The 19600-nt window shown below is 56.4% G+C and carries 19 protein-coding genes; 9 read left to right on the forward strand and 10 right to left on the reverse strand.

The genetic code is table 11. From position 1 onward, the window contains the following. Window positions 1–2154 (forward strand): DUF6716 putative glycosyltransferase, encoded by a 2154-nt coding sequence (locus tag JOE56_RS03475; protein WP_204514847.1) that lies wholly within the window; start codon window positions 1–3, stop codon window positions 2152–2154. Here JOE56_RS03475 and JOE56_RS03480 read toward each other — a convergent pair. Genes JOE56_RS03480 through JOE56_RS03495 form a run of 5 tightly spaced genes read right to left on the reverse strand, consistent with a single transcriptional unit; the run spans window position 2054 to window position 7306 of the window. Then, on the reverse strand, window positions 2054–3556 hold the full coding sequence (locus tag JOE56_RS03480) for a glycosyltransferase family protein (protein ID WP_204514848.1): 1503 nt from the start codon (window positions 3554–3556) through the stop codon (window positions 2054–2056). The two genes, JOE56_RS03475 and JOE56_RS03480, sit on opposite strands and share 101 nt — an antisense overlap. After that, on the reverse strand, window positions 3553–4032 hold the full coding sequence (locus JOE56_RS03485) for a GtrA family protein (RefSeq protein ID WP_204514849.1): 480 nt from the start codon (window positions 4030–4032) through the stop codon (window positions 3553–3555). Before JOE56_RS03485 ends, JOE56_RS03480 begins: the two co-directional genes overlap by 4 nt. Continuing rightward, on the reverse strand, window positions 4033–5001 hold the full coding sequence (locus tag JOE56_RS03490; protein WP_204514850.1) for a glycosyltransferase family 2 protein: 969 nt from the start codon (window positions 4999–5001) through the stop codon (window positions 4033–4035). It abuts the gene before it with no gap. Next, on the reverse strand, window positions 4949–5176 hold the full coding sequence (locus JOE56_RS11725; protein WP_420867783.1) for a hypothetical protein: 228 nt from the start codon (window positions 5174–5176) through the stop codon (window positions 4949–4951). The genes JOE56_RS03490 and JOE56_RS11725 overlap by 53 nt, the downstream gene beginning before the upstream one ends. Before the next feature lie 6 nt (window positions 5177–5182). After that, a complete protein-coding gene (locus JOE56_RS03495; protein WP_204514851.1) occupies window positions 5183–7306 on the reverse strand; it encodes an acyltransferase family protein in 2124 nt (707 codons plus the stop codon). 174 nt (window positions 7307–7480) lie between these two features. Between JOE56_RS03495 and JOE56_RS03500 the strand changes: the two genes are divergently transcribed. The 3 genes from JOE56_RS03500 (at window position 7481) to JOE56_RS03510 (ending at window position 10105) form a co-directional block, all read left to right on the forward strand. After that, entirely contained in the window at window positions 7481–8551 is a 1071-nt protein-coding gene (locus JOE56_RS03500) for a methionine ABC transporter ATP-binding protein (RefSeq protein WP_204514852.1), read from the forward strand. Beyond that, complete coding sequence (locus tag JOE56_RS03505; protein WP_204514853.1) at window positions 8541–9203, forward strand: methionine ABC transporter permease; 663 nt, start codon at window positions 8541–8543, stop codon at window positions 9201–9203. Before JOE56_RS03500 ends, JOE56_RS03505 begins: the two co-directional genes overlap by 11 nt. Window positions 9204–9268: 65 nt before the next feature. Beyond that, window positions 9269–10105 carry a MetQ/NlpA family ABC transporter substrate-binding protein gene (locus tag JOE56_RS03510; protein ID WP_204514854.1) on the forward strand — a complete coding sequence of 279 codons (837 nt, stop codon included), beginning with the start codon at window positions 9269–9271 and terminating at the stop codon, window positions 10103–10105. Between the two features lie 129 nt (window positions 10106–10234). Here JOE56_RS03510 and JOE56_RS03515 read toward each other — a convergent pair whose 3' ends face one another. After that, window positions 10235–11974, reverse strand: coding sequence for a formate--tetrahydrofolate ligase (locus JOE56_RS03515; protein WP_204514855.1), 1740 nt, complete (start codon window positions 11972–11974; stop codon window positions 10235–10237). A gap of 44 nt (window positions 11975–12018) precedes the next feature. Between JOE56_RS03515 and JOE56_RS11555 the strand changes: the two genes are divergently transcribed. The 3 genes from JOE56_RS11555 (at window position 12019) to JOE56_RS03530 (ending at window position 13885) form a co-directional block, all read left to right on the forward strand. Beyond that, window positions 12019–12816 (forward strand): DUF805 domain-containing protein, encoded by a 798-nt coding sequence (locus tag JOE56_RS11555; protein ID WP_204514856.1) that lies wholly within the window; start codon window positions 12019–12021, stop codon window positions 12814–12816. A 153-nt stretch (window positions 12817–12969) separates the two neighbouring features. Then, window positions 12970–13569, forward strand: a complete 600-nt coding sequence (locus JOE56_RS03525; RefSeq protein WP_204514857.1) for a DUF805 domain-containing protein — start codon at window positions 12970–12972, stop codon at window positions 13567–13569. Between the two features lie 100 nt (window positions 13570–13669). After that, the gene (locus tag JOE56_RS03530; protein WP_204514858.1) at window positions 13670–13885 is read left to right on the forward strand and encodes a hypothetical protein; all 216 of its coding nucleotides are present in this window, start codon (window positions 13670–13672) and stop codon (window positions 13883–13885) included. Here JOE56_RS03530 and JOE56_RS03535 read toward each other — a convergent pair. Continuing rightward, window positions 13862–14317 (reverse strand): NUDIX hydrolase, encoded by a 456-nt coding sequence (locus tag JOE56_RS03535; RefSeq protein ID WP_204514859.1) that lies wholly within the window; start codon window positions 14315–14317, stop codon window positions 13862–13864. The genes JOE56_RS03530 and JOE56_RS03535 overlap by 24 nt on opposite strands. 59 nt (window positions 14318–14376) lie before the next feature. Then, window positions 14377–15756 carry an NAD-dependent succinate-semialdehyde dehydrogenase gene (locus tag JOE56_RS03540; RefSeq protein WP_204514860.1) on the reverse strand — a complete coding sequence of 460 codons (1380 nt, stop codon included), beginning with the start codon at window positions 15754–15756 and terminating at the stop codon, window positions 14377–14379. Window positions 15757–15926: 170 nt separating this feature from the next. Between JOE56_RS03540 and JOE56_RS03545 the strand changes: the two genes are divergently transcribed. Beyond that, the gene (locus JOE56_RS03545; RefSeq protein WP_239530357.1) at window positions 15927–16277 is read left to right on the forward strand and encodes a nuclear transport factor 2 family protein; all 351 of its coding nucleotides are present in this window, start codon (window positions 15927–15929) and stop codon (window positions 16275–16277) included. Between the two features lie 42 nt (window positions 16278–16319). Next, a complete protein-coding gene (locus JOE56_RS03550; protein ID WP_204514862.1) occupies window positions 16320–17180 on the forward strand; it encodes a hypothetical protein in 861 nt (286 codons plus the stop codon). 27 nt (window positions 17181–17207) lie between these two features. Here the strand turns inward: JOE56_RS03550 and JOE56_RS03555 are convergent, their stop codons facing one another. After that, complete coding sequence (locus JOE56_RS03555; protein WP_204514863.1) at window positions 17208–18836, reverse strand: long-chain-fatty-acid--CoA ligase; 1629 nt, start codon at window positions 18834–18836, stop codon at window positions 17208–17210. After that, window positions 18829–19599, reverse strand: coding sequence for an enoyl-CoA hydratase-related protein (locus JOE56_RS03560; protein WP_204514864.1), 771 nt, complete (start codon window positions 19597–19599; stop codon window positions 18829–18831). The genes JOE56_RS03555 and JOE56_RS03560 overlap by 8 nt, the downstream gene beginning before the upstream one ends. Window position 19600: the final 1 nt, after the last annotated feature.

The raw sequence follows: 19600 nt of genomic DNA on the forward strand, positions 1-19600 counted from the left end.
ATGATTGCGGTCGTTGAGTCACCACTGCAGTTTCTGGCGGCCCTGGAGACGCACAAAGCCTCGACGCTTTACTGCTATGACTCCACTACCATGCGCGACTTCGTTGAAAAGTTGCCTTTGTCGTTTCTCTCAGACACCACGGTGAAGTGGGGGCTCCCTCCCACACGGACATTCACCGCCGCTCAGAACGTGATCGTAGGAGACCTCAATTCAGGTTCGTTTCAGCAACTTCTCGTCCGCGCTCGTGGCAAGATCCCTGCTCTGACCGTTGTTGACGATGGACGTGCGACCATCACAGCGTTCGAAAATGTGGTTTCGAAAGCACCACTCGTGCGTTCGCGCGTGTCGAATTCACCCGCCCGCGTCGCGCTGGGTCATTTAGCCTCTCGTGTGCTCTACAGACACGCACGGCGTGGCCGTATCATGTGGTTCACAGCGCTCTCCCTCAACGGTTCGCTCCGAGCCCGGCTGGAAAACGCTGGTGTACGCATCGAGTCGCACAACTTCTCTAACATCCGGTCCTTTGCGTGGGACGATTTGCCAACCTCGGGCCCGTTTGTCATTGGTTCAGCAATGGTTGCAGACGGTCTGATCGATGAAGACGCATACTTTTGTTGGATCGAAAACCTTGAGCTAGATCAGTTCGCCTATATTGCTCACCGTCGCGAAAGCTCCGCATTTCTGAATCGTGTCAGAAGTATCCCGGGCGCTACGGTTTATGCGGCAGGGCTACCGGTGGAAATTCGCCTTTCGCAGGCAGATACCGGTTCTGAGGTCTATTCGCTTCCCACGACCGCGGCCGAAACGTTGCCACTGACGATGGATGCGCCAAAAGTTTCCACTACTCTTGTCCCTGACAACTGGTGGAAGCCCAACCTCACGCTGAAAACGAAAATGGAGCTCAACAAGACAGCAGACCGTACGACCAAGAAACCCGTTCTCGTTTCTATTTCCGACTCAGAGTCCTATCTGAAATGGTCGGCTTCACTCCTCGACCACCTACGTGAGGACTTTGATGTCCACGTGTGGCTGGTTGACAACCCGATCCTTCCCACTGGCGAGCAGATCGCAAACGCGTTGGCCGGAAGCGGTTTCAGCAGTGCGCATGTGCCTGTTGTGAAGAATTCAGAGCTCAAAGCCGTTCTTGAGAACCTGCAGCCCGATGTGATTCTCGCGGCTGCTACGGGGCCCATTGTGCAGGTCATCTATTCAACTGCCGCCTTTCTCTCGCACCGCCCGGGACTCGTTTCCGGGCTCCCAGGGGTGGGACTTCCGGCGACCTCGAAGGGGCAACGGTACAGGCGACTCGGTGACATGTTCATCACGCATTCCGCCTATGAAAAGGAAAGATACGAGCAGGTGTTAGACAAATGCCGCTTCCCTGTCGAAGCGGTGGTCGCTCGTCTGCCCATGCTGAAATCAAAACAACCGCCTCGTGCTGAGTTCACTCCCGGTGACATACCGACCCGTTTAGTTTTCGCTCCACAGGCGAAAGTGCCCGTGGAAAGGGCCCAACGCGAACGAATTCTGTTGTCTCTAAACCGCTTCGCATGTAATTTCCCGGAGTCATCAGTTGTTGTGAAGGTGCGTAGCCGGCCAGGTGAACAAGAAACTCACCACGAAGAACACTCCTACACTGCGCTCTTGGAGGATCTGGAGCGTGCAGGAAAAGTGACGCCGGGACGTCTGTCAGTTGAGGTTGGGCCCATGGCCGATTTCCTTGAGCCGGGAACAGCTCTGACGACAGTGTCTTCGACGGCTGCTCTTGAAAGCTTGGACCGTGGCCTGGCAACACTCATTATTTCTGATTTTGGAGTCAATGAGGACATGCTCAACGAGGCGTTCGCCGATTCTGGGATCGCGCAACCGTTGAGCGATTTAGAGCGGTCACAGTTTACGTTCCCATCTAAAGAGTGGCTTACAACCAACTATTTCCAACCGTTCACCGACGAATTGCCGCGTGCCCTGCGACTTTTAGCGGAGCGAGCACGCGCTCAACAGCTTCCAGATATTCGAAATGGTGCACTCCAGCAAAATTACCGTGGGCTACGTGCTACCGTTCGTTCGCGGACTCCAAAACCCGTGGTGCAAGCTTATCGTCTTGTGCGACGTGAAGTGCCCCGGCGCGTTCGCGACCGTCTTTCCAAGCTTTAGCCGCACCCGCAACGACCGCTACACACGCAACTGAAATCGCTAGGGCGGGCCAATACGTATAACGGAAGTGATTAGCGGGAATCACTGGAAAGTACGCAAGAATATACAGAGTCGCTGAGCCCGTCAGCATAAGAGCAAACGCCCGACTACGGCCCGACCACCACGCACCGATGGATACGATGGCTCCTGCCAGAAGCCAAAACCACGGCTTAAACACAAAGCCAATCGTGTCGGCGCCAAAGTCCACGACATAGAGCTTCGCGATCTTATCAAACTTCGTGCTTCCCTTGCGAAAACCTACTTCCTTAGCGGGTTTGACCACTTTATTTGGGAAGTAGATAAGTATAGAAGTGGTGAGATAAAACTTATACACCGACCATCGATATTCAACATAACGCTTTGGGTGGGTGATGACATGATCCAGCCACAGTTGTTTCAGCTCGTCTCTATAGCCAAGCGGTGAATAATCACTGCCACTTGATCCGCGACCGTAGCAATTCCAGTAAGCGTCATAAGGCTCGTTCATTTCATAGCACTTGGGTCGCGCCTTGTTAATTTTGTCCTTGAGTTCCTGGGGCGCCGTTGATTTATTGAGTTCATTTTCTGGAACCGAGAACATGACATCGTCAAGAATGACTTGATAAATCTGGTGCGTCGGTTTTACATTCCATTTCTTCGCGATTGCACCGTCCAAAGAAACCGCTGACGTGCCTACAAGTCCCACGATGGCACAACCTATGATAAACGCACTTATCGATTGTTTGACTCGCCCTTCTCCCAGCTTCGGGATGAGATTCCGTAGCTTTGGGGCGAAAAGTGGAGCAAGCCGCCAGCCAATAAAAATGCACATTGGCACAACAGCAGTGGCCGCGTTTTTCCTCACTACTGTCGCAAATATAAGCAACAAAAACGCTGGCACAATAAACCAAAGCGTTTTCTTGTTCTTGGGAATGACAAGCGCTAAACATCCGGCGGCAAAAAGTAAAAGTGCTGCCATGATGGTGTCTTTCCACATAACAGCCAGCTGGCTATAGGCCCAAGGCGAAACCAAAATCGCAATCATCGCCAAAGACGCTAATTTACTCTTTAGAATGCGGTGCGCAAACACGGCGAGCAGAAACACCGCCAGGAAATAGATACCAAGCTGGAAGGCTAGGAGCGAACCGAGCTTGCCCGTTACTGCATACAGACCCCGCCACAGAATAGCGACGATAGGCGGGTGCCAGTCAGAAAGATTCTTCATTCCCAGCATTTGTTTCGCTTGTTCAGAGATGTCGAATTCAGCACGCCCTGGGTAAAAGCCTAAGAAGGTAGCGGCGGCAAGTGCGAGGCACAGAAGCAAGAGCCCGACGTCCCACAGTAGCGCCTTGTTGTGTTTAGAAAGGCTCATCACTTTCGTCACTTTTCCTCGATTTTTTCTGTACGGGGAGCATCCGCCTCTTTGAAAACCCATGTTCTGTACGCATAGAACCTAAACGCCATAGCAAGAGCGATTCCCACGATGTTGGTGGAAATGTTGTACGAGATCGGGTCACGTAAGTTGAGCAGATACCACGTCACGCCCAGCGGAAGCACCGTGATAACCATGCCAATGGCATTCACAACCACAAAGAGAAGGAACCCGCGTACGTTAGACCCAGTAGTACGGTCACCATACGTCCATAGTTTGTTTCCTAGCCAAGCGACGATGACCGAGGCAACCGTTGAAATGATTTTTGCTTTTACCGGGCTTCCCGGCATAGTGGCGGGGATGCCCAAAAAACCGTACACTAGCAGGTTGGATAGGCCCACATCCACGATGTATCCGGCTCCACCAACCATGAGGAAGCGCATGACTTCCACACATAAGGAACGCCATTTTTGAGAGTCAGCGGGCATTTAGGATGAAGACTCGCTCAGGCCCACTGTTTTACTGGGCGGAAGTAGTTCCAGATAATGTAGGCGTGCCGTTTCACGTCGCACACGCCGCAACGCATCGCCAATAATGCCGACGGTTGCAAAGATGGCGGCGATAATCATAAGTGCCACTGCCAAAAGCGCTGTGGGAAAACGCGGCACCAATCCAGTGTTCATGAACTCAACGATGATGGGTACACCACATACAAGCGACGCAATCACCATGAGAAGGGCAAGTGAACCATAGAACAAGTTAGGACGTTCGTGTCGCATCATTTGCGCAATCGTCCCAAGGATCTTAAAGCCATCCGATACGGTGGAAAGCTTCGACTCGCTTCCTTCAGGACGGTCACGGAAGTCGATGCTGTATTCAGCGCAAGGAAGACGGAGCGACATCATGTGGATGGTCAGTTCAGTCTCGATTTCGAATCGTTTGCTCACTGCCGGGAATGATTTGACGAAACGGCGTGAAAAGACGCGGTAGCCGGAAAGCATGTCGCTGACGTGGGTGCCAAAAAGCTTACTCGTGATGACGTTGAACATGCGGTTGCCAAACTCGTGCCCTGCGCGGTAGGAGGACTCGGGGTTCGTGTCGCGCCGAACACCCAGAATGTGGTCATACGGACCGTTTACCAGCATTTCAATCATGTCTGGGACATGAGAGGCTTCGTACGTATCGTCGCCGTCTACCATGACGTAGATGTCGGCTTCGACATCAGCGAATGCCCGCCGAACAACGTTTCCTTTTCCGGGGCGTTCTTCATGCCGGACGATTGCTCCTGCCGCGATGGCTTCCTCAACAGTCCCGTCAGAAGAGTTGTTGTTGTACACGTACACGTCCATTGACGGAACGGCTGCTTTAAGGTCAGTGACTACTTTGCGGACAGTCACTTCTTCGTTATGGCAAGGCACAATGGCAGCAATTTTGTAAGTAGACAGATCCACTGTCATTTAGGCGTTCCATTCGTCTACTCTCCAGGCTCAATTGGTCTTGGAGAAACGGTGTCAAAGCTCGTACGTATGTCGCACTAACATGGTCATGATCACGATATACAAGGACGTTTGCAACAACAACGGGACACTCCTGTTCCGTGCAGAAATGTTGAAGCAGCTTAACCCGCTTCACAGCGCTTTACGTCTGAGCCTCCGTCATTTCGGCAAAAATTGGCTCTAACCACGACTCTAGAGTCTCTGCGTATGCCGGCGACACGTGGTTAGTGTCGCGGTACACAAGCCGTGAGCCAGCAACTGCGGGGCACACACCCTTGACGCAAAACGCGTCTGCCGTCTCCACGAGCTCCACATCGGACACTTCACGCGCTGCTTCGCGCATGGCGGCGTTCGTGCCCTGGTCCAGTTTCGCGTCACTTCGCTTAAAGTCACACGCTGACGGATCGTCCAAGTTCTCACTCACGCACTCAGGCATGTCCCCCGGCGGGTTGGGTGTATCAACAAAAGCCAATACCTTGGTGCCTTCACCACTCAGCTCCCGGAATACGTCCGCAAACCCTTTAGTCCCCGGCACCTTCTCACCATCCTGAGCCACAGCGTCACCTCGGACCAGGCCCGAGGTGAGAACGACCTCGGGCCGATCCTTCTTCAACCTCTCCACAACGTCACGGTTCGCGTCTTGACACTGCAAGCCCCCGGACCGCTCAGCGTTGAACGCACCCACCGTGAACGGGCACTTCTGTCGCAAGTACACCACTACCCGCCAATCGGTACCCTCGATGACCTTTCGCAAGGCCGGCACCCACTGCGCCGCGTGCGAATCACCCACGACAGCAATTGTCCGCCCGCCGTCCGAACCCGCAATCACACAATCTCGCGTGCGCTTTTCAGACACCGGAACGGGCACCTCAAAGGAGCACTCTGGAAATTTGGGCTCGCTCTCACGCGCGCTAATAGGAGCAGGTTCAATGGTGGTGTCTTCGCCAAAGAACACGTCGTAGTCGTACTCGCGCAATGACCCGTACCCAGGCGCCAACTTAGTAGGCAGATCAACAGTAGGAGCAGCCAGCACATCGTCGCGCAGGTTCTGCTGCCTGAGCTCGTGCGCGCTCACCCACCCCGGGACCACAGCGACCACGGCACCAACTGCCGCCACAGCCACCGCACCCACAACCGTGTGCGCGTTGCGGGTCTTAAGCCACGTCCACGACAAGATTGGCCTTTCCACCAGGTAGTAGCTGGCGCACGCCAGTGCCAGGCTCACCGCAAAAACCAGCAGTCCGCCCAGCGCGGTGATGCCTCCGTCGATGCGGGCTCCCGCGAACACCACTACCGGGAAGTGCCACAAATACAAGGAGTACGACCAGTCCCCCACCCGCTGGATGGGTGCCAAGCGCATGACGCAGTCTGGGGAACCCACGCCCGAGGTGGTCCCCGCTGCGATGACCGCCACCGTCCCAGCGATGGGCAGCAACGCGGCGACACCGGGGAACGGAGTAGCCGCCGAATACATGACCGCACTGCTCACGATGGCCGCGAGTCCACACCACTGAAGGGCCAGCCGCAACCACGGGTGTGACGTCCATTCGATGAGCACACACGCCAACAGCCCACCGGCCCCCAACTCCCACAGGCGCGTCCATGTCACGAAATACGCGGCCGGGTCACCGCTTGCCAGATGCACCACGCTGGCAAGGAAACTGATCGCGACAAACACAGAGAAGAACACCACCGTGATGCCTCTGAAGCGCCTGCGATGCTGATAAAACCCGGTTGGATACCGACGCAAAACCTGCCCGGCGATCAAACCGGCCGCCACCACCAGTAGAGGCCACACCACATAGAACTGTTCTTCTAAGGACAGCGACCAGAAGTGTTGGAACGGAGTGGGCTTTGCATCAGCTGCCATGTAGTCCACGGACTGGCGTGCAAGGGCGAAGTTCTGGATGTAAAGCGCTGAAGCGATCCCCTGCGTGGCCACATCTTTCAACCGAGTCAAAGGCAACAGCCACAACGACAGCACCGACACCACCACAATGGTCACCGTGGCTGCTGGCAAGATCCGGCGAGCGCGGTTTGCCCAAAACTGCATGAGCGAAAACTGTCCTGTGGTTTCGATGCGGTTGAGGATTCCGGCCGTAATGAGGAATCCGGAGATCACGAAGAACACATCCACACCCACAAAACCACCGGGCAACCAAGCGGGGTTGATGTGATAAACGACGACAGCGACCACGGCTAGTGCTCGCAAAAACTGAATCTCTGGCCTAAAGCGTTGTGCAGAGCTTGGCCTCGAAGTCGTCATAATGAACCATTCAACACCACTCGCCACGCGCCTCATTGGCAATCCCTGCCGTGTCTCCTTCTGACTGCCCCAAACGCCGCCGAATGTCATACGTGTCACATTCAGGAGTGCTCCGGGTCACACTATGTCATTTCATGACAAACCCGACCCCACTTAGCATCAACGTTCCGCAATATGAAAGACGCTAAACCACACAAGGAGTACCACGTGATCGAACTGCGCGATCTTCGCAAAGAATTTGCTGGCACTCCGGCACTGGATGGAATTAACCTCACCATCCCCGACGGTCAGATCCACGGAATCGTGGGACGTTCGGGTGCCGGAAAGTCCACGCTCATTCGATGCATCACCGGGCTAGAAACGCCCACCAGCGGCACCGTCACCATCGACGGCACCGCCATCACCGGGCAATCAGCCTCGGGTCTCAGGCGTGCCCGCCGGTCGATCGGCATGGTGTTCCAGCACGCGAATCTGCTGGACTCCTTGACTGCACAAGGCAATGTGGAGCACCCGCTCAAGGTGGCAGGCGTTCCGGCCGCCAAGCGGAAGGCACGGGCACAAGAACTCCTCGAGCTCGTGGGCCTAGCCGACCGGGCCAACAATCACCCCGCACAGCTGTCCGGCGGTCAACGTCAGCGTGTGGGTATCGCCCGCGCCCTTGCCACGGAACCCTCGCTCTTGCTGTGTGACGAGCCCACCTCGGCGCTGGACTCACAGACCACCAGCCAGATTCTGCAGCTTCTGCGTTCCTTGCGTGACCGCCTGGGCATCACTGTGCTCATCATCACCCACGAAATGTCGGTCGTGCGCGAAATCTGTGACGCGGTTACCCACCTTGTCGACGGAAGGATCGCCCACACCGGAACGCTCGAAAGTGTTCTGAGCGACCCCGCCTCACCACTTGCGAAAAGCCTCATTCCTCTTCCAGAAGGCACCGACATCACGGGAACCTTGGAAGTTGCCCTGCCTGCCACCTCGGTCACTGGCGCCGAGGCGGGAGCCGGCACAGTCTCGGGTGTCTTCGAAGCTGCCTCGCAGGCTGGGGTGCCGATCTCGGCCGTCCAAGCTGGCACCGTCGAAGTCATCGCTGATCGTCAAGTAGGCCGCTTGCGCGTTTCCACCCAACGACCCGAAGATCTGCCCCGCCTTTCCCAGGCACTCCAGAAGGCCGGGTACACGGTAGGTGGAACGACCTCGGCAGACAACGCCCACAACAACGGAAAGGAGGCCGGCGATGTGGCTTAACAACCCCGTCATCGCGAATGAACTGTGGCCCGCATTCTGCGAAACCCTGTTCATGACGTTGCTGTCAGCCTTGTTCTCCGTTGTCTTGGGACTGCCATTGGGAATCCTGCTGTGGCGCACAGCCAAGAACTCCCTGTCCCCCAACCCGGTTCTGTACCGGATCCTGTCAACGATCGTCGACATCGGGCGTTCGATCCCGTTCATCATTTTGATGATCGCGCTCATCCCGTTCACGCGCTTTATGGTGGGAACCGCACTGGGATGGTACGCAACGGTCGTGCCACTGACGGTAGGTGCGATCCCGTTCTACGCCCGCCTAGTTGAAGCGGCCTTGCGCGAAGTCTCCACCGGCAAGATCGAAGCCGTGACCATGATGGGAGCCAGCCGCGGGCAAATCATTCGCCAAGTCATGATTCCCGAGGCGCTGCCCGGCCTGGTTTCGGCAGCCACCGTGACCACCGTGACCCTGGTTGGATACACCGCCATGGCAGGCGCGGCCGGCGGCGGAGGTGTTGGCGCCCTCGCCATTTCCTACGGCTACCAGCGCTACCAGGGAGACACGATGCTGGTGTGCATCATCGTGCTCGTGGCACTCGTTGGCGTGTTGCAGTTCGTAGGCGACCGGATCGCACACGCCGTGGACCACAGGTAAACACCGGAACTTAGTGGCACCTGGCCCGCACTCAAGAATTTCACTCAAAGAGAAAAGGAAAACAGATGAAACTCCGCATTGCCGCAGCTGTTGCAGCTGCCAGCCTTCTGCTCACCGGTTGTGGTCTTGCAGGTGGCGGCTCCCAGGAAGTGGGTAAGAAGAACGGCGACGTCACCACGCTTACTGTGGGTGTTTCACCGGTTCCGCACGGTGACATCCTCAAGTACGTCGATGAAAACCTAGCAAAGGACGCCGGCCTTGACATCGAGATCAAGGAGTACACCGACTACACGCTACCTAACCGCGCGCTCGTTGACGGTGACCTGGACGCCAACTACTTCCAGCACAAGCCATACCTTGAGTCCGAAGCCGAAGGTCAGGGGTACAAACTCCACGCTTTCGAAGGTGTTCACATTGAACCGATCGCCCTGTTCTCCAAGAAGGTGAAGTCGGTTGACGAACTGCCTGACGGCGGAACAATCGGCATCAACAACGACCCAGCCAACCAGGGTCGCGCGCTGGACATGCTGGCCAAGGAAGGTGTCATCACCCTGGCTGACGGCAAGGACGCAACCACTGCGACCATCCACGACATCAAGGACAACCCCAAGAACCTGAACTTCAAGGAAGCCGACGCAGCCCAGCTGGCACGCACCTTGGACGACACGGACGCGTCGATCATTAACGGAAACAACGCGCTTGAGTCTGGCCTGTCCCCCACTAAGGACTCGATCCTGGTGGAATCCGCCGAGAACAACCCGTACGCCAACTTCCTGGCCGTGCGTGACGGCGACCAGGACAACGAGTCGATCAAGAAGCTCGACGAACTTCTGCACTCGCCTGAGGTCAAGAAGTACATCGAAGACACCTGGACCGACGGCGCTGTTCTTCCAGCGTTCTAAGGTACTTGGGATTTAGCTGGCTCTGATCGGCTGAGCACGGCCATGTGAATGCACAAAGCGGGGAGCCCCTGGTAGATCACCAGGGGCTCCCCGCTTTGCGTCTGCTACGTGAGCGTCAACGTGAACTGCTTAGAACAAACCGCTGATGTTGCCGTCGTCGTCAACATCAATCGTGTTGGCGGCAGGTTTCTTTGGAAGCCCCGGCATGGTCATGATGTCGCCACAGACCACCACGACGAAGCCCGCACCTGCAGACAAACGCACGTCGGCCACCTCGAGCACGTGTCCGGTTGGGGCACCCAGCTGGGTTGCGTCAGTCGAGAACGAATACTGGGTCTTGGCGATGCACACCGGCAGGTTGCCGTAACCGTCCTCGGCGAACAATGCCAACTTGTTGCGCACCTTCTTAGGAAGTTCTACCCGGTCAGCGCCGTAGACGCGCTGTGCAACGGCCGTGATCTTTTCTTCCAGCGTGGCGTCAAGTGGGTAGGTGAATTGTGGTTCGTCGCCCGAGGTGTCCGTCGCTTCCGCAACCGCGATCACCTTGCGTGCAAGGTCGGTTGCTCCCTTTCCACCCTGCGCCCAGTGGCGTGCAAGCGATGCTTCCACTCCACGTTCTTTGAGTGCGTCAAGCAGGGCTTCGTGCTCGGCATCGGTGTCAGACGGGAACGTGTTGACGGCAACGACCGGGGTAACCCCGTAAACGTCGCGCACATTTGAAATGTGCTTATCCAGGTTCACCAAACCGGCAAGCATTGCGTCGACGTTCTCATTCTCCAGATCAGCTTTAGCGACTCCGCCGTGGAACTTCAGAGCGCGCACGGTAGCCACAATCACGGCAGCTGAAGGGAAGATTCCCGCAGCCCGGCACTTGATGTCGATGAATTTCTCGGCACCCAAGTCAGCGCCGAATCCAGCCTCGGTGATCGCATACTGGCCGTAGTTCATCGCAGCTGTTGTCGCGAGAACCGAGTTGCACCCGTGGGCGATGTTTGCGAATGGACCACCGTGGATGAACGCTGGGGTCCCTTCAATCGACTGCACCAGGTTAGGCGACAGTCCCTTAGCCAAGAGCGCTGCCATGGAACCGGCAACTTCAAGGTCAGCGACGGTGACCGGTTTCTTGTCAAACGTGCGCGCAACGACGATGTTGCCCAAGCGTTCCTTCAGGTCGGCGATCGACGTGGCCAGGCAGAACACTGCCATGACTTCGCTTGCCACAACAATGTCGAAGTGGTCTTCGCGAGTCATTCCGTTGTTGTAGCCACCCAGACCGATTGCAATATCGCGAAGAGCACGGTCATTGAGGTCTACAACGCGACGGATCTCAACCCGGCGAGGGTCAATCCCCAGTGCGTTTCCCTGGTGGATGTGGTTGTCCAATGCCGCACATGCCAAGTTGTTAGCCAGAGCAATAGCCGCAAAGTCACCCGTGAAGTGAAGATTAATGTCTTCCATAGGCAGCACCTGGGCGTATCCACCGCCTGCGGCTCCACCTTTCATCCCAAAAACGGGGCCCAGGCTCGGTTCACGTAGCGCAAGAACTGCCGGGGTTTTGTCTTCCGGAACTTCCCAGCCTTCTTCACGGGCTACTTCGTTGATGCCGTCTGCAAGGCCAATCGAAGTGGTGGTTTTTCCTTCTCCTGCAGGTGTGGGACTCATTGCGGTGACGAGAATGAGTTTGGCAGGCGTGGTGGACGGAGTTGATGAATCGGCAGCTTCGCGGTCAGCAACGACAGTGGTTGCAGGGACCTTTGCCTTGTCATGGCCAAAAGGGATGATTTCCTCGACGTTGAGACCCAGTTTGGCTGCGATTGATGAAATAGGACGGACGGTTGCGTTACGCGCAATCTCTAAGTCAATGCTCATAGTCATAATGTTTACATAAACATCTTCCGGGTACTATAAAGAGCGTGAGTAATTACCCTCAATACCCAAACACGCCCGGATCCGGCAACGGCCCCCAGTCTGGTGGTAATAGCCCCTACGCATCCGGAGCGCCCAACCAATCACACAACTACGGTTCTCAGCCATACGGCTCCCAGCCAGCAGGTGCTGCTCAGCCATCACATGGCTCCCAGCCGGTAGGCAGCCCCGGTCAGCAGCCCTATGGTTCCCAGCCAACGGGTGGCGCCGGTCAGCAGCCTGCTTACGGAAACTCTTATGCAAACCAGGGCATGGGCGGAGGAATGCCTGCAGGATTCGGACAGCCCGGACCCGACGGAACCGTTCCTCTGGACCAGCCCCACTACGGCGCGTCGATGAAGGAAGCGACAGTCCGCTTCTTTAAGAAATACGTCCGCTTCAACGGATTTGCCTCACGTAGCGAATTCTGGTGGCCAGTGATCTCCCTCATGGTCATTAACGCCATCCTCTGGATCCCCTACATGATCGGCTTTTTCATGGCGACAGCTGGCTCCGCCGCAGCCGCTTCATCGTACTCTTCAACGGGTGCATCTGGTGGCAGTGGTGCTGCTGCCATCGGCAGTATCCTTATGATCATTTTTGGTGGAATCCTCTTTCTGTGGAGTCTTGCCATTGCCCTGCCTTCCATCGGGGTTACTATCCGTCGCCTCCACGACGCTGGTTACAGCGGATGGTGGATCCTCCTGTCCTTGGCACCTTTTGGAAGCCTCGTCGTACTTATTTTCTGCGCGCTTGAAAGCAAGCCTGAAAAGTGGCAACCCGAATGGTATGACCAAGGCGCATAACAGCAATAACAATATTTCACGAGTGGGAGTCACAGACGTGGCTCCCACTTTTGTTTTGCAACGTAACCGAACAGCAACGCGAACAAGGCCAGCCGAGCCCAAAGGTCTCGTAGGATAAACATGACATCGTCACGAACCCTTTTGGAGCAAACCATGTCACAGTACAACTATGGGTACCCACAAGCGACACCGTACCCACAGCCTCAGGCACAGCCATATGTGAACGTGCCACAGGGGTTCGGCTACCCCGGCCCCGACGGAACTGTTCCGCTTAACCAGCCGTGGTACGGAATCGGTTTCATGGAAGCAAACAAACGCTTCTTCAAGAAATACGTACGCTTCAACGGCTTCGCCTCACGTGGCGAATACTGGTGGTCATACTTGGGCATAATGCTGATCTCGCTGATTCCCGGAACCATCTTCGTGATTGGCTACGTCATGGTTTTCGCCGGCATCATTGGTGCTGCAGCGTCAGCATCATATAACGGAAGTGGCACCGGAGGAGGCGTGGCCGCCGGGTTTGGAATGATTCTCCTGTTTGTGGGCGGTGGACTTACGTCGCTCATAAGCCTTGCAATAATGCTCCCCTCACTGGGAGCCACCATTCGGCGGCTGCATGATGCCGGCTATTCCGGATGGTGGTACCTGCTAGCTTTTGTGCCGTTCGGAAGCATTGTCGTGCTGGTGTTTCTTTTCATGCCCACTAACCCAGAGAAGTGGCAGGCAGACTGGTTCGACACCTCGGAGGGCTAATCAACAACGACCTGTTTCGGGACTGCCACATGTGGCAGTCCCATTTTTTGTGCCTGTGACGTTGACTGAATGTGGCACACAAAAAGGAAAGTGAACAGGCATGCAACCATACAAGTCCGATCCGTGGTCAACTGATCTCTACGGTCTCCCGTCGGGCCCGAACACAGATCCACGCCCCTCACCAGCTCCCCTGCACGGTCCGCTCGCCCGCCCCCGCAAACGCCCGCGCGCACGCTTGGCTGTCGCCTCGGGCATTATCGCAGCGAGCGTGCTCGTGGTGGCGGTGGTGTGTTTAGCCCTGTTCTTTGCGCCCTAGGCTCCAGTGCTTCACAAGAGCCGGAATGACTTGCGTGCGCGTCAGCGGTGCGAACTGCCGGCCTGCCGTGTCTGGCGGAAGATCCACGTAGCTAAACCAATCAATGTCTTCGATCTCCTGTAAACACTGTGGCGCGTCAATATTGAGATCAGCCGGAACCGTTTCGCACACAAAGACGTGTCCGGTCACTGTGTGCCGGGCTTCGTTGGCCGCGGGGGCTGTGAAGGTCCCTAAGAAAAATAGCTGGCTTTCATCCAGGCGCAGCCCCAGTTCTTCGCGAATTTCACGCACCACCGTGTCCTGAGCTGTCTCGTCTGGCTCGGGTTTTCCTCCCGGCAACATAAACGACGTGGTCCCCTTCTTGCGAACCATGAGGAGCGCAGGTTTGCTGGGGTGCTGAATGACCAGGGCTGAAACGGTGATGTTTTTCATGGGATCCTTACACGAACAGGCCCGAGGTGGTGCTCACCTCGGGCCCGAATCGCTGTGTCTTATGCGTTCTTCTTAAAGAAGAGTTGCTTGTTTGCGAATTCGTCCATTGCGAGTGGTCCTAGTTCGCGACCAATGCCAGAACGTTTCACACCACCGAATGGCAGGTATTCGCGTGTTTCTTCTGGAGTGTTGATGTATACCATTCCGGAGTCGATCTGCGCTCCGACCTTTTCTGCGCGGGATGAGTCCGAGGAGAAAATCGCTGAGCCCAGACCAAAGGGAGTGTCGTTAGCCAGTTCGATTGCTTCTTCTTCGCTCGAAACCTTGAACACCATGAACGCGGGGCCAAAGAGCTCTTCGTAGTATCCGCGTGACCCTTTCTTCACGTCGGTGAGAACAACCGGGCGAACCCACGCACCTGGACCGTCGTAGTCTTCGCCACCAGCCAGGAGGGTTGCCCCTTCAGCTACGGTCGCCTTGACCTGTTCAGTAAAGCGTTCCTTTGCCCCGGTCGAGGACAGTGGAGCGAGCGTGCCTGGGTCTTCCCATGGGTTCTCCACGGCGATGTCTTTAGCGGCCTGGGTAATCGAAGAAACGAAGTCGTCGTAAATGTCTTCCATGACGATCATGCGCTTAGGCGAGTTGCACGCCTGACCCATGTTCCCCATACGGGTGTTGAACAGGAGATCTGCGGTCTTGGCAACATCTGGGGAGTCCAGCACCACATACGGGTCAGATCCGCCAAGTTCCAAGACGACCTTCTTGAGGTTCTTTCCGGCTTCAGCGGCCACGGCTTTACCTGCGCGTTCCGAACCCGTGAGCGAAACGCCCTGGTTGCGTGGGTCAGGCAGAATGACGTCTGCGACCTGTTCGTTGGTTGCGTAGATGTTGATGTATGCGTCGGCAGGAAGGCCAGCTTCTTGGAAGATCTGTTCCATGACTTCTGCTGACGACGGGCACTGTGGAGCGTGCTTGAGCAGGATCGTGTTTCCCAGAGCCAGGTTAGGTGCCGCGAAACGAGCCACCTGGTAGTACGGGAAGTTCCACGGCATGATTCCCAGAATCGACCCGGTTGGTTTACGCAACAGGTACGCGTCACCGTCGTTAGCGCCACGCAGTTTTTCTTCTTCGATGAACGCCTTGGCGTTGTCTGCGTAGTACTCGTAAATGCGAGCCGAAATTTCGACTTCACCCTGGCCAGCAGGAATGACCTTACCCATTTCAGTCTGGATGATCTTCGCCAGCTCTTCCGAGCGTTTCCGGTAAATCGCAGCGACCTTACGCAGGATCTCCACACGTTCTTCTACCGGAGTGGTTTTCCAACTTGCGTACTCCTTGTGGCTACGTTCCAGAGCATCCTTGATCTGGTCATCTGTAGCAGTGGGGTACTCTTTGACGGTTTCGCCATTTGCCGGATTTACAACTTTGTATTCAGACACGGTTTATCCCTTCTGTTGACGGGCTCACATGAGCCAGTTAGTTACACGTTATCAACGTTGACGACATGTCAAACGCCATCGCCACGGATTTCTAAACTGCGGACTCAGAACCCGTTTCACACTTCAGTTTCTCTGTCATTTCCAGCGCTTCTATGACTAGGCTGAAGAACATGGATATTCGACAGCTCGCACTCAACTACTACGCAACCGTGGACAAAGGTGACCCGGAAGCCACCTCGGACCTTTTTGCACAAGACGCAACCTACGACCGCCCCGGTTACGACACGTTCAAAGGTGAGGAAATCCGCGAGTTCTACCGCAACTCCCGCGTGATCGAATCCGGCGCTCACACCATCAACATGGTGGTCGTCGAAGGCTCCACCGCGGCCGTTCACGGCACGTTCGACGGAGTTCTCAAAGACGGCACAGAAGCCCACGAAGGGTTCGCCGACTTCATCCAGTTCAACGACGAAGGACTCATCGAAGCACGCAGGTCATTCTTCTATCGCGCAGCAGTGTGAAACGCGCGTGACTTCACCGGGGACGCCTGGCAAACTTTGAGCATGAGTACTACAAGCTCCGCCGTTTTGGCGCTCGCAGAAAACGAACTTGCCCAGGCCCAAGAAGCCGCCAACGTCAGCATGCGTGAAATTCACGACGCACACGAAGCTGCTGAAGCGTCGTTGTTGTTGGACAACGTGTGGAATGTGGGCAAAGCGGGAACTACCCAACTGGAACCCGGCTTGCTTGTGGCGCTTGCCCACTCTGGTAACTACGTAGGTGGCGCCTTTGACAACGACACAAACGAACTCATTGGTGTCACGGTTGGGTTCTTTGGCCGGCCACTTGGTAAAGCTATGCACTCGCACATTGCGGGGGTGCGTCACGACCAAGTGGGACGCGGAACCGGTGCCGCGATGAAGCTCCACCAACGCCTGTGGTGCCTCAACCACGGCATTATGCAAATGACGTGGACGTTCGACCCGCTGATCGCACGCAACGCGGCGTTTAACTTCCGCAAGTTGGGTGTCCACTTCGTTGACTACTACCAGGACTTTTACGGCCAGATGCGCGACGGCGTCAACGCAGGTCAAGCATCAGACCGCATGATGGTCAGCTGGAGCTTGGACCGTGCGCCTAAAGAAACGTCATCTAAACGTCTTGACGCGATTGATGACATTGATATGAACTACGCGCTCCACGTTGGCGAGTCGGGCGAACCGGTGGAAAGCGACGTGCCTCGATCCACTACGTACGCGGCGTTGCAGATTCCAGCAGACGTTGAGACCCTGCGTGGCGCCGACGCAGAGCTTGCAACCCAGTGGCGTCACGCTCTGCGCCGTGGCATTGTGCAGCTCACCCAGGACGGGTGGGACCTGGCGGGTCTGCGGAAAGACAACACTTATATCTTCACCCACGACTGAGCCAGTCCCACCCAATCTAGTGGGCCTTTATCCGTTCCACTGCTCCCGCAGCAGCTTCTTGTCCAGCTTTCCGACCGAGGTGCGTGGCAGTTCTCCTGTAATGATCACTTGGTCTGGCAACTGCCATTTGGCGAACCGGTCGCTCAGGGTTGCGTAGACGTCGTCTTGTGTAACGGTGCTACCTGGACGAGGTACCACGTACGCTACTGGGCGTTCTTGGTATTTGGGGTCAGGAACACCAATCACTGCAGCTTCCAGGACCTTGTCGTTGTCGAGGATGGAGTTTTCCATGTCGATTGACGAAATCCATTCCCCACCAGACTTGATGACGTCCTTGAGGCGGTCGGTCAGACGCAGGTGTCCTGTTGGCTCGATGACACCGACGTCACCCGAACGCCACCATCCGTCCATGAAGCGATCAGAGTTGTCGTCAAGCTTGTAGTAGCTTTCGGTAATCCACGGTCCGCGTAGCAGAAGTTCGCCTGCGGACTTACCGTCCCGCGGTAGTTCTTCACCAGTTGGGTCCACGATCTTCATTTCTACAAGCAAGCTTGGAAGACCTTGCGAGCGCTTGAGGTCCCATTCTTCGTCTTCGGTGAGCGTTGACCCTGGCTTGGTACGCACGTTCGCGGTGACAAGCGGGGTGGTTTCAGATGCCCCGTATGCGTGGATGACATTGGCTCCGGCCACTTCTTTGAATCCCTTAATGAGGGCCAAAGCAGGCGCCGTCGAACCAGATACCAGGCGCAGTCGCGACAGGTCTGGCACATTGTCCAGTGTCTTCAAGTATTCGAGCACTGGCGCAAAAATGGCAGGAGCTCCATTGGCAAGTGTCACCTGTTCGGTGACTAGCGCAGGCGCCACTTCAGCGATGTCGTTCGCACTGAACTTGCCGGGCAACACCATCTTGGCGCCAACTGCCACACCCGACTGTGGGAAGCCCCACGACATCACGTGGAACATAGGCGTCCAGGGCATGACCGTGTCTGCTTCTGTCACTGACAGGATCTGGCACAGGTTCAAAGCGTGGAGCACTACGGAACGGTGGGAGTAGAAGATTCCCTTGGGACGCCCAGTGGTTCCGGTGGTGTATCCGGCAAATGCGGCGGTGTTTTCCTCGACGAACTCAAAGTCATACTCTTCGCTGGCTTCTGCCATGAGGTCTTCAAAGAAGACAACATTGTCCAGCGTTGTGGAGATCTCGGATGACGGCTTGTCCGTCATGACGACCCACTTCTTGACGTACACCTTGGGTGCCAGTTGCTCCGCAATTGGCAGAAGTGATTCGTCAACAAAAACGGTTTCGGTACCTGAGTGGGACACCACGTATTCGAGGTCGTGGGTGGCCAACCGCAGGTTCAGCTGTACCAGGGTGGCTGCTACTGCCGGAATACCAAAGTACAGCTCCAGGCACCTCAGTGAGTTCCAGTCGAGCACCCCAACGGCACTACCTGGACCAATGCCCAAGTCACCCAACACATTGGCCAGCTTCTTGACGCGGCGTCCCAGTTCGGCGTAGTTGCTACGCTGCCATTCGCCGTCGATTGTGCGGTGGACAATTTCACGCTCTGGGAACACGCTCACTGAACGTGTCAGGAACGTGGTGAGGTTGAGCGGGAAGTTGTCGCCTTGAGTTGAGGCGCGTCCTTTAAGCACGGTTAACTCCTTTGAATACTGCGGGTCGTTTCTCCAAAAATGCGGCTACGCCTTCTGCATAGTCTTCTGTTTCACGAAGAGCGTCTTGCCCTGTTGCCTCCCGGCCCAGAGCCGCATCAAGTTCAGTGAGTGTCGCGTCGTTGATGGCACGTTTGGTGCGTCCCAACGCGACGGTCGCGGAGTTCGCGAATGTGGCCGCAATTTCGCTGGCCCGGGTATCCAAAAGATCGGGGGCAACGACCTCGGACGCCAGCCCCCATTCCAACGCCGAGGTGGCAGGCAGTTTCTCTGCCGTCAGCGCCATTCGGAGGGCACGGTGGCGGCCAGCGCTGGCCGCGACTAACGCGGTTGCCCCACCGTCAGGCATGAGTCCGATCCGAGTGAACGCGAGCATGAGGTATGACTTTTCGCTCATGAGAACGTAGTCGGCCATGAGGGCCAAGGAGCACCCGATCCCTGCAGCTGGACCGGACACCGCAGCAATCACGGGGACTTCGACGTCGCGGTAGGTCTGCATGAGTTGGGTAATTTTTTCCATGCCCAGGCTCCCTTGACCTGGGGACATGAGACTCACGTCAGCGCCGGAACAGAAAGCGCGTTCGTTGCCTTTCACGATGATCGCTTGCACCTCTGGGGACAGGTCAGCCAGTGCGGATTCAAGCGCAAGAAAGGCGTCGAGGTGCAACGCGTTCATGGCTTCGGGACGGTTGAACTGAATCGTGAGAATACCGTCGGTGAGATCGGTGAGCACTCCTTGGCTCATG

It is taken from the genome of Brevibacterium paucivorans (genome assembly GCF_016907735.1).
Classification (GTDB): Bacteria; Actinomycetota; Actinomycetes; order Actinomycetales; family Brevibacteriaceae; genus Brevibacterium; species Brevibacterium paucivorans.

Coding starts and splice junctions, on each gene's coding strand:
- JOE56_RS03475 (WP_204514847.1), top strand. CDS start 1: ATGATTGCGGTCGTTGAGTCACCACTGCAGTTTCTGGCGGCCCTGGAG.
- JOE56_RS03485 (WP_204514849.1), bottom strand. CDS start 4,032: ATGCCCGCTGACTCTCAAAAATGGCGTTCCTTATGTGTGGAAGTCATG.
- JOE56_RS03490 (WP_204514850.1), bottom strand. CDS start 5,001: ATGACAGTGGATCTGTCTACTTACAAAATTGCTGCCATTGTGCCTTGC.
- JOE56_RS03495 (WP_204514851.1), bottom strand. CDS start 7,306: ATGACGACTTCGAGGCCAAGCTCTGCACAACGCTTTAGGCCAGAGATT.
- JOE56_RS03500 (WP_204514852.1), top strand. CDS start 7,481: ATGAAAGACGCTAAACCACACAAGGAGTACCACGTGATCGAACTGCGC.
- JOE56_RS03505 (WP_204514853.1), top strand. CDS start 8,541: ATGTGGCTTAACAACCCCGTCATCGCGAATGAACTGTGGCCCGCATTC.
- JOE56_RS03510 (WP_204514854.1), top strand. CDS start 9,269: ATGAAACTCCGCATTGCCGCAGCTGTTGCAGCTGCCAGCCTTCTGCTC.
- JOE56_RS03515 (WP_204514855.1), bottom strand. CDS start 11,974: ATGAGCATTGACTTAGAGATTGCGCGTAACGCAACCGTCCGTCCTATT.
- JOE56_RS03525 (WP_204514857.1), top strand. CDS start 12,970: ATGTCACAGTACAACTATGGGTACCCACAAGCGACACCGTACCCACAG.
- JOE56_RS03530 (WP_204514858.1), top strand. CDS start 13,670: ATGCAACCATACAAGTCCGATCCGTGGTCAACTGATCTCTACGGTCTC.
- JOE56_RS03535 (WP_204514859.1), bottom strand. CDS start 14,317: ATGAAAAACATCACCGTTTCAGCCCTGGTCATTCAGCACCCCAGCAAA.
- JOE56_RS03545 (WP_239530357.1), top strand. CDS start 15,927: ATGGATATTCGACAGCTCGCACTCAACTACTACGCAACCGTGGACAAA.
- JOE56_RS03550 (WP_204514862.1), top strand. CDS start 16,320: ATGAGTACTACAAGCTCCGCCGTTTTGGCGCTCGCAGAAAACGAACTT.
- JOE56_RS03560 (WP_204514864.1), bottom strand. CDS start 19,599: ATGAGCCAAGGAGTGCTCACCGATCTCACCGACGGTATTCTCACGATT.